Origin of the sequence: Waltera acetigignens, assembly GCF_025567015.1 — a bacterium.
GTDB classification, from domain to species: domain Bacteria; phylum Bacillota; class Clostridia; order Lachnospirales; family Lachnospiraceae; genus Acetatifactor; species Acetatifactor acetigignens.
Map to the genome: position 1 here is coordinate 24365 of NZ_JAOQJO010000026.1, position 9696 is coordinate 34060.

General features: G+C 53.0%; 4 protein-coding genes and 2 pseudogenes. 1 reads left to right on the forward strand and 5 read right to left on the reverse strand.

Translation table 11 applies throughout. The annotated features are described in order from the left end of the window. Both OCV96_RS18325 and OCV96_RS18335 read right to left on the reverse strand, forming a co-directional pair. Positions 1-2537: pseudogene (locus OCV96_RS18325) on the reverse strand (SNF2-related protein); the annotation flags it as partial. 2282 nt (positions 2538-4819) lie between these two features. Next, positions 4820-5164 carry a TnpV protein gene (locus tag OCV96_RS18335; RefSeq protein ID WP_425609814.1) on the reverse strand — a complete coding sequence of 115 codons (345 nt, stop codon included), beginning with the start codon at positions 5162-5164 and terminating at the stop codon, positions 4820-4822. Between OCV96_RS18335 and OCV96_RS18340 the strand changes: the two genes are divergently transcribed. Continuing rightward, positions 5163-5930, forward strand: coding sequence for a hypothetical protein (locus tag OCV96_RS18340; protein WP_252210329.1), 768 nt, complete (start codon positions 5163-5165; stop codon positions 5928-5930). The two genes, OCV96_RS18335 and OCV96_RS18340, sit on opposite strands and share 2 nt — an antisense overlap. Before the next feature lie 96 nt (positions 5931-6026). Here the strand turns inward: OCV96_RS18340 and OCV96_RS18345 are convergent, their stop codons facing one another. The 3 genes and pseudogenes from OCV96_RS18345 to OCV96_RS18355 form a co-directional block, all read right to left on the reverse strand. Beyond that, the gene (locus OCV96_RS18345; protein WP_055200194.1) at positions 6027-6242 is read right to left on the reverse strand and encodes a transposon-transfer assisting family protein; all 216 of its coding nucleotides are present in this window, start codon (positions 6240-6242) and stop codon (positions 6027-6029) included. Position 6243: 1 nt separating this feature from the next. Next, positions 6244-9528, reverse strand: a complete 3285-nt coding sequence (locus OCV96_RS18350) for a YodL domain-containing protein (RefSeq protein ID WP_262595106.1) — start codon at positions 9526-9528, stop codon at positions 6244-6246. A gap of 6 nt (positions 9529-9534) precedes the next feature. Next, a pseudogene (locus OCV96_RS18355) lies at positions 9535-9696 on the reverse strand (immunoglobulin); the annotation flags it as partial.

The following is a 9696-nucleotide window of genomic DNA, read 5'->3' on the forward strand; positions in this document are numbered from 1 at the left end:
GTAAAGGACGAATAGTTGACCTCGATACTGCGCTGGAGATAAAACGGGGTGTTGAAGGTCTCATACATAAACTGCTGGATGTACTCTTTGTCGATCCAGGTAGCGCCCAGACGCACCTCGATCTCCGACGCATCCAGGTCTTTGGGCTGGGCGGCGGTAAGAGCTTCCACATTGACTGCATAAACCGGGTCCTGCTGTGCCGCCCGCTGCGCCTGACGCAGTTTGCGGCGTACATTGCCAGAGAGGTATTCATCAGCAGTCACATAATGGGGCGTTCCGTCCTGCTCCAACTGTCCCGGTACACGGAAGATGACGCCTTGCAGCTCTCCGGCCAGTTCTTCTTTTGTTTTTCCGGTAAGCTGGCTCATATAGTCCATATCCACGCAGGCTTTTTCCGAGATGGACACCGCCAGTGCTTCACTTGCCGTATCCACCACAGCCACCGCCTGATGGGGCTTGATGGTCCGTTTGGTGAACATATCTGCCTTACGTTCCAGTTTCCCATCCTCGTCGATGACTTCCAGCGCACAGAGCAGGTAATAGGAAGAATCGTCTGCATAGGCCAGTCGGTTTGCACGGTCATTGATGAGACCGTATTTTGCAGAAAAGCTGTCATAGAGGCTGTTCAGTTCCGCCTGCTTTTGGGTAATGGTGCTGTCCGGAACTGCTGCATCCATCTGAAGGTCGATCAGTTCCTGCACACAATCACGCAGTCCCACAAGACCTTTTACACGGGCTTCGGCGGTGGCGTTGAGGTCAGGGCGCACCATACGGCTGTTTTCCCGGTAGTACACCTGCCCGTCTACAATGGCATAGGAATAGTTCTTCACATTGGGGTCGGCAGGAATGGAGGTGTCAATAGCTTCGCCTTCGCCCAGCTCCGGCAGCTCTGCCTCCTGATAAGTGCCATGAATATACTTCACCGCATCATGCAGCTGGTCGGAAAGCTCCAGTCCCTCGATAGGGTTCACGGTGTAGTCCATACCATGAGCAGTGCTTACCGGCTCCTGTCTGCCCAGCACCATTTCCGGGTGGTCGATAAAATACCGGTTGATGGCAAATCCGTCCTCCGTCTGTCCGGTTTGAGTCCATTCCGGCACGATGTCCAGCGGGCGGTCCCGCTTTTGGAGGAAGATGATGTCCGATACCACCTCGGCACCGGCATTCTTTTTGAACGCGTCATTAGGCAGACGGATAGCTCCCAGCAGCTCAGCACGCTGGGCAAGATAGCGGCGCACGGTGGAATCCTTGGCGTCCATGGTATATCGGGAGGTCACAAAAGCTACCACGCCGCCGGGACGCACCTGATCCAGTGCTTTGGCAAAAAAATAGTTATGAATACTGAAATTCAGCTTGTTGTAGGCTTTGTCGTTGACCTGATACTGACCGAACGGCACATTGCCGATGGCAAGGTCAAAGAAGTCACGCCTGTCGGTGGTCTCAAAGCCGCCTACTGTGATGTCCGCCTTGGGATAGAGCTGCTTTGCGATGTGCCCGGAAACAGGGTCCAGCTCCACGCCGTACAGACGGCTGTTTCGCATTTTCTCCGGCAGCATACCAAAGAAATTGCCCACACCCATAGACGGCTCCAGAATATTTCCGGTCTCAAACCCCATACGGCCCACCGCTTCATAGATGGCCTGAATGACCGTAGGGCTGGTGTAATGGGCGTTTAAGGTGGAGCTTCTGGCGGCGGCATATTCCTCCTGGGTCAGCAGCTCTTTCAGCTGGGCATACTCTAAAGCCCATGCCGGTTTTTCCGGGTCAAAGGCATCGGCAAGACCGCCCCAGCCTACATAGCGGGATAGGACTTCCTGCTGTTCAGGGCTTGCCTGCTGTCCGGCAACTTCCAGCTCTTTCAGCAAACGAATGGCATTGATATTTGCCTGGAACTTGGCTTTCGGACCGCCTTCACCCAAATGCCCATCGGTAATACGGAAGTTCTGTGCATTGCGGCGCAGGTTAGCCTTGTATTCCTCATAGGAGGCTTCCTCGGCAGCTTTGGCATTGGGGAAGGTCTGCCACTGGCCATTGACCTGAATGGAAACCGGGTGTTCGTCCAGCACTTCCTCAAAGGTTTTCTCCGGCTCTGTCACAGGCGCTGGTGGCTCCGGCTCCTCGATATGCAGTCGTTCCACCACCACATCATAAGGCAGATGGTTCTTATCGCCCGGATAGACGGCCATGGTCTCGGAATGGAAGGTCGGGGATTCGGTAACCGGTTGGGGCTGTTCCTGTCCCAAACCGTCCTGCTGACGGGCGTACATCCCGCGCAGCAAAGGTGCAACCTCATCCCAGCGGAAATACAGCATAGCCAGACGCTTTTCCTCTGCATCCATGACTTCCAGCTCTATGCCCTGTGCCGTGGTACGGTAATCGACAATATCGCCGGTCTCCAGATTCAGTGTCTCAATCTCACCGGAATAGGCTCTGCTCAGCCAGTAGGCGATCTCGCTGTTGCTCCTGCCGGATTGCAGCAGCGTGGAAATCTGCTTTTTATCCGCTTCATCCATCAGTCCATGAGCCAATACATCCCGCGCAGCAAAGGCGCAACTTCATCCCAGCGGAAATACAGCATAGCCAGACGCTTTTCCTCTGCATCCATGACTTCCAGTTCTATGCCCTGTGCCGTGGTACGGTAATCGGCAATATCGCCGGTCTCCAGATTCAGTGTCTCGATCTCACCGGAATAGGCTCTGCTCNTCCGGGTCAATAGGAAGAAACTCGGTATAGTAAGCATTGCGGCGGTCTGCCCGAAGCAGCTGCTCGAACTGTTCTTTGCGCTCTGCCCGGTAGATGGGATATACCATCCCGGTGGGCAGAAGCTGTACGGTGTCCTCCCGCAGCTCGGTGATCTGATAGGCGTCATCCTCGATATACACGGTATCGCCCACGGCATAGACCGGGGCGGCTGGGTCATAGGAGGTTCTTTGCGGAGTTGGGCGGCGAACTGCATCATATTCCTCATCGGAAATGGAAACTTCGGAAGTCTGCTCTGTCTCTGCATCTGACATCACCTGTTGGATAAACGGGGCATTGTCCAGTTTTTCCGGGTCTGCCACCTGGCCGTTGACGATCCCTCTTTCTTCCAGAGTTTCCCGGATGGCGATTGGGTCGATGTCGTCAAAACGGTTCTGTTCTTCTTCGGTATAGAACCGGTCCTCCTGAATGAGCTGGGCAATCCGGCGCTGTACCTTCGGCCAGGGTAGCTGCGTTTCCTCCGGGCTGCCGGCACGGACAACGAACAGGCTGTTGCTGTTACTGCCGCCGTATTCCTGAGCCAGCCATGCGGCGGTATCTTTTTCTCTTGCATGGTCTTTCATATAGCGGATAACAGCGTGTTTACTCTCGATATTGCCGTTCCATGCACAAAGGGCAGTATCAATATCTTCCTGAGAAAGAGGGCGCAGAAGTTCATGGAGCTTTGGATAGGTCTCGTCGATCACTTCCCGGTGTAAACGCTGACGGAACTCCGGCACATCCGAATAGAGTCGGATCAGCTCCATATCCTTAGAACCAAGGACTGCACGGCGCACAGCGGCATTACCCTCGATGACAGCATTTTCACGGTCAGAATGACCGCAGGCATTGCGATATGCGGTATCCTCGGAAATAGCGGCAGTCACCACAGGCTTATACTGCTCAAACTGCTCCCCAAGGGTAGGCTTTGGCGTTTCTTCTTCCATCTCCGGCTGCTGGGCTTGAATGGCATCTTCTTCGACCAGTTCCTTTTCAGCCTGGATTTTGTCATACTGAGCCTGTTCCTGTTCTGTAAGATAGCGGTCTTTCTGGACGAGAGATGTAATGCGTTTGGCAACCTTTTCCCAGTTCAAGTGAACATCCGGGCAGTCCTGCTTTTTATAGTGCAGTCCTTTCCCATCGTGATCTTCGCCGCTGTGTGTTGCACCAGACAAGGCATGAGAGCGTCCGCCAATGCCATACTCGTCTTTGAGGAATCTCACTTTCTCCTTATCCGTATGGTTTGCCATGAAGAACGCATAGATACGGCCTTTTCCTCCGGCGAAACTGCTGCCGCCGGTCATAGCGGCGTCGATCTCATCCTCGGTAATGAAGTGCTGAACGGTTGGCACTTGGGAAAGGTCTGAAGAAAAGGTCCTGCGTGGCAGGTCAAGGTCCTTCAGGTTCTCCCAGATCTCCCTTGGTCTGTGATAGTGAAAACGCAACAGATCACGGTCCTGCTGATAGGCAGTCCAGAAGGCGGCGTATTCTTCCTTGAGTGTCTGGCGGAAAGCCGGGTCACTCAGCTGCTCCGTCAGGCGGCGAGTCTCCTCCGGGAAACCATTGCCTTTGATCTCTGACAGGCAGGACAAATATCCGGCTTCTCTGGCACCCTCACTGAGATCGTGATACAGATACCAGAGCTTTTCTGCAAGGAGGGAGCGTTCATAGCCTGCCACTTCTGCAAGCTCCACATTGGAGGCAAACTGGCCGCTCTCCAAAAGCTCCCCGATACGCTCTGCGGCGCTCTCCCAGGAAATGACCTGGGCAGACCTGTCATAACGGACAGACTTCCCATGTGAAAGATGGATACCATCCTCGGCATACCATGCGCTCACACTGCCAAGGCCATTGCCGCCGTGGTACAGCGTTTTCAGTATCTCGGCAATCTCAGCGGTGGTTTTCTGCTTTTCAAAGGCTGCAACCACACGCTCCCTTTGACGGTCTGTATTGCCGCCCAAACGCAGCACATGGTCGATGTCATTTTGGGCAAAAGAAAAAGCAGAGGATGTATGCGCTACATTCTCTGCTTCATCTATGGATTGGATCTGTTCCGCTTCGGAGAGGAATAGGTTTAGAGTCAGCTGTTGATAAGCTCCGCCATCAGGATTTCCTCGGCCTGAGCTTTGCAGGTGTTCATCAGCCCCACCCACTTCATGGGATCGCTGGCTTTCAGTTCCTCGGTGGCTCCCGCTTCTTTCGCCAGCTGGGGCACCATCTGCTCCAGTCTGCTCTGGGCGGTCTCGTCGATCTCCAGAAGGTGCTGGTACAACTTCTCGCTCAGCAGCATCTGGTTGTAGAGGATGGGACGGTGTTCCTTCAGGTAGGTTTTCCTCATCCTTCCGTACTTGCCCAAGGGTTTCTCCGGCTGCTGGCTCAGCTTCAGGTCGGGAATCAGATAGTCTCCGTTCTGGATATAGGTCATGGGATTGTTCATTTTGTTTGCTCCTTTCTTGGTTGGTTTCGCGCTCTGCATTTCGGACGGTGACGCCGATCTGCCGCAGCACCTGCTGGTTAATCTGACTGACCGCTGTTCCCAGCGCCCCGATAGTTGCCGGGGTATTGAAATCAAAGATCGCCATGAAATCTTCGTGGTCGAAGTAGCGTTCCGGTTCCAGTCCACAGCGGGACATCAAAGCATAAGTGATACTGACGGTGGCTGCTGCCTTGAACTGTACTCCGATGTTAAACTCATCATATTCCTCCAAAAAGGAACCGTCAACGATATAGAAAAAGTCCTGCTGATGCTCCGTCCAGTATTCCTCAGCCAGTTTTCCGGCTACCTCGGTGAGCTGTCCGGCAAGGTCATCACCGGAAACATCATAGGTGCGCTCAAGCATGGCCTGCACCGAATCCAAATGGCGCTCCTCCAGCTGCCACAGCCAGGGAGTGCGGGAATGTTCACGGGTTCCGGTGTCGGAAATATCAAAAACATAGCGCAGGCGGGGCCTGTCCCCGGAATCGTCCACCAGAGCAATTCCCTTGGAGCCGCGCCTTACATACCGGCCCATCTTTTCATTCCACAAATCGTACTCTGCACAGGCGGTGGCGTCCGGACGCTGGGCGTAGATCATCAACTGCTCATGGAACGGGTACTTGTAAAGGCGGGAAGCAGTGGTGAGAAACCCTGCCCATTCCTGCCAGCTCCCCGTGAGCTGCGTTGTCACCTTCTCCGCCATCTGTGCATATAGTTCAGCTTTGGTTGGCATAGTGTTCTGTCCTCCTTTCAGTTTTGGGGTAAAAAGGTGGGGTGGCATATTGCCACCCCATCCCTGCGATTATGGTGTTTACTGGTCAAAATCCGGATACAACTCCAGCTCGGCAAACTCGGCATCACTCATGGCCTGGAGCTTGCCCAGTGCGCTGTCTGTCAACTCCCGCAGCTCGGTTTCCTCCGGGGCCAGCTCGCCGCGCATATCACGCAGGCTGTCGATCAGTCCGGTGCGGCTGCCGGTATTGTAAATGCACATCAGGTTCATTTCCTCAAAAGTAAAGTTTCCCATATCAAATCTCCCTTTCCGCACTCTTTTTTGGCGCTATCTTTTTGTGTTCTGCCTTGGGCTGGCTTTTCAACTGCTCCATGACGGACTTTTTCTTTTCCCGTTCCTCCCGATGGGCAGCGGCAGCCAAATCCATGAGGGAAATGGGCTGACCGCTTCGGGCCTGCTGTTCCAGCTCTGCCACCGTAGGCTCTTTTGCGCCATTGTTGATGATACCGTCGATCATGCCGTAATCGTCCTCCACGGCCATCTCCGCATTTTTCAGCGGATTTTCCGGCAGGAATCCGGGGATCTGGGTAAAACCAACACTGTCACAGTAATGACAGGATACCTTACCGTCCTGCTTGATCGCAACGATGTCACTGACACTCATAGAAGGACTGTGAAAATCCGCCGGCTTTTGCAGATTAAACTGCTCATATAGTTTTTCCAGCTGCTCCGGTACCGTGCCAGACTCCCTCAGCGGAGCTGTGTAAATGAGGTCATAATTGCTGCGGTCTATGGAAATGTCATGGGACTTTAACCAATCCAGATTCATAAAGCGCACATTCTGCGGATCGTCACGGCTCACCTGATAGATAGCAAAGCAATCTCTGTTCTGGGATAGAAATGCCTGTTCGCGTTCCTGCTGATGTTCCTGACGCTCCATGACCTTTTCGTGGAACTGAGGGCTTTTCTCCCATTCCTCACGGTCCACGCCAAAAAGACCGCCATGCTCCATGATTTCCTGCGGGTCAAACACCATGCTCTCCGTATTGTCCTCATGCAGCACATAGACGGTCAAACCAGCGGCATCCAGTTCCAGCGCCCGTTCTCTGGTGACAGGGAGCATTCCATCATAGAAGTAGCCGTATTCCTGCATATCCGGTGTGGATACCTGCTCATCAGGCATAGGGTATTCATCCAGCGCCTGCTCTTGTGCTTCCGGCAGCTGAGAAGAAGCAGCCATCTGACTGGCCTCTGCCTGCATCTGCTGGTAGGCAGCTTCCTGCAAGGTCTCAATCATGGACAACGGTGCGTATTTTACCGAGTCTCTGCCCAAATCGTTGTCATCACAAATCTGGAGAACTGCCTTCATGCGGGAAATCTCCGGCATATCCAGCTGACCACCATCCAACTCTTTCATGGACGCGGCATCGTAAAGGGTATAGTCCCAGCCGCTGTCACAGGACTGGATATGAAGATAGGTGGCATCGTCAATCAGAAACAAAGCCTCCTGCTGGTTGGCATCCGCCCCCAGCACTTCCATTTCCGGCATTGCCGCAGCCAGTTCCTTTACCGCTTTTTGCACCAGAGGATTATCACGGTAATAGTCGATTGCCTGGATGGTGTCCAGGTCAATGGTCTGGCCGGTCAAAATCGGAAAAGGTCCTTCATAGTCGCTTCCGTCTTTCAGCTCAAAACCAATGCCCTTGATCCCGTTCATTCGCTCTGCTGGAATCTCCTGATAAATGCGGACAGCTTCCTCCAAAGACAGGTTATCGTGGTATTCTCCGAGGTTTGGAAATTCCATGCACTCTGCTACATAGTAGGTCAGATCGCCGGTCGGCAGCCTATCAGATACCTTAATGGCATCTGCTGGCTGCTCTATCGGGGCGGTTTCCGGCTCTACCTTTGCATGAGGGTCGATTCCGCGCTCTTTGCAGATTTCCTTATAGTGGCGCTCAATGTCGGAGATCAAAGTGCCGGAGGTTTTGTTGATGGTCTCCAAACTGGCTCTCAGTTCTTTCAGCTCCTTGCCTTGACTCCAACTGGCAATATAGCCAAAGCTATTTTCTCCAGTCTCGATGCCAAAATATTTGCAGACTGCATAGGAGATGCTTTCAGCCTCCACTTCTTCCGTGTGACGGTTTTTGATTGCCTGTTTTTCTGCGGTTGCATCTTCCTCAACTGCAAGACGCCATTCAAACTGATTTTCGTCCACATAGCGCCAATCCATATCAGAAGCAAACTGTTCGGCTTCTTTTTCTGTGGCAAAATCCAGCTTGAAATCATGCTTAGTTCCACCTTCACTCTCCAGCACAACCTTCCATGACGGTAGCATTTCATATTTTTTAGGGTCATGGAGCTTGCTGTGGGCAATCTCGTGTACTGTGGCTGAAACCGTCTGAACCTCACTCATGCCCTGACGAATGGCAATTTTCTGATGATCGGCAGAAAAATAGCCGTCCGTATCGGCGGCCATTGCTTCAAAAGTAATCGGCACCGGTGCGCTGCGGCGCAGGGCCTCCATGAATGCCTCATAATTTGGCACATTGCCGGAAAGGGAGGAAGCAAGCTCCGGCAAAGGTTTCCCGTCGGTCTGGCTCACATCAAAGACCTTGACCGGACGAAACATGGGGATCTCGATTTCTTTTTCCTCTGTAACGATCTTTCCGTCTTTATCCAAAATCGGAGCCTTGGTATCCGGGTCCAGCTTCTGCTCCTCGATTTTCTTCTTATACGGTGTCGGGGCAATGATGGTAATGCCATGCTCGCCCTTTTTTACATGACGCTCAAACTGGTCTTTCCACTTATTGTATCCGGCTACCAAAGTGGCATCCGGCTTCTGCATATAGATGAGCATGGTGTTGTTTACCGAATAGCGGTGAAATCGGGACATGACGGACAGATAGCGCATATACTTTTCGCTTTCAAACAGTTCTTTGATGCCCTGCTCGATGCCATCTGTGATTTCCCTTAGCCGTTCTCGGTTGGTGGGTTTATTCTCAGCCATGATTTTCAATCTCCTTTCCAAGTGTGTGATTTCTGCTGTGTGTTCTGCAATCCATGCCTTTTGTTCTTCTTCACTTTCATAAAGAAAAAGGTCCAGCAGGTACTCTACATAGGTTTTCTTCTGGATTGCTTCCACAAAGCGGGGGTGCGGTTCTTCCTCCGGTGTCCTGGGAGAACGGTCGGTTTCCCATTTTTTCAGCAGATAGTAGTAATCGGACAGTACGCGGTAACAGCGCTGTCGATCCTCCCGAAACTTCTGTGCCTCGGTTTTTTGCCGGACATATCTCCTGCGGGGCGGGGCCTGACTGTCATAGATCAGGCCAAAGTCCTGTGCCAGTTTCTCCGCCGCTTCTTTTGGGGAGAGGTTAAAGAGCTTTGCGGTAAAGTCGATCACATCCCCATCTTCACCGCAGCCAAAGCAGTGGAACCGCTGGTCTACCTTCATGCTGGGGTTCTTATCATCGTGAAAGGGACAGCAGGCCATACCATTTCGTTTGACCTCGATCCCATAAAACGCTGCCGCTTCTCTGGTGCTGACCGACTGCTTGACCGCTTCAAATACATTCTCTGCCATGTGCCTTTAACTGCCGGACTTTTTCACAGGGGGCTGGTATCCGGCGGCTTTCGCACGCTCACTGGCAGCTTTGCGACGCTCGGCGCTGTATGGCTCCCGGACTGATACACACCGCTTGGGGACGGTAAAGTTATGGGCGTCCTTTCGGATGATCTGGTCGGGGTGCTT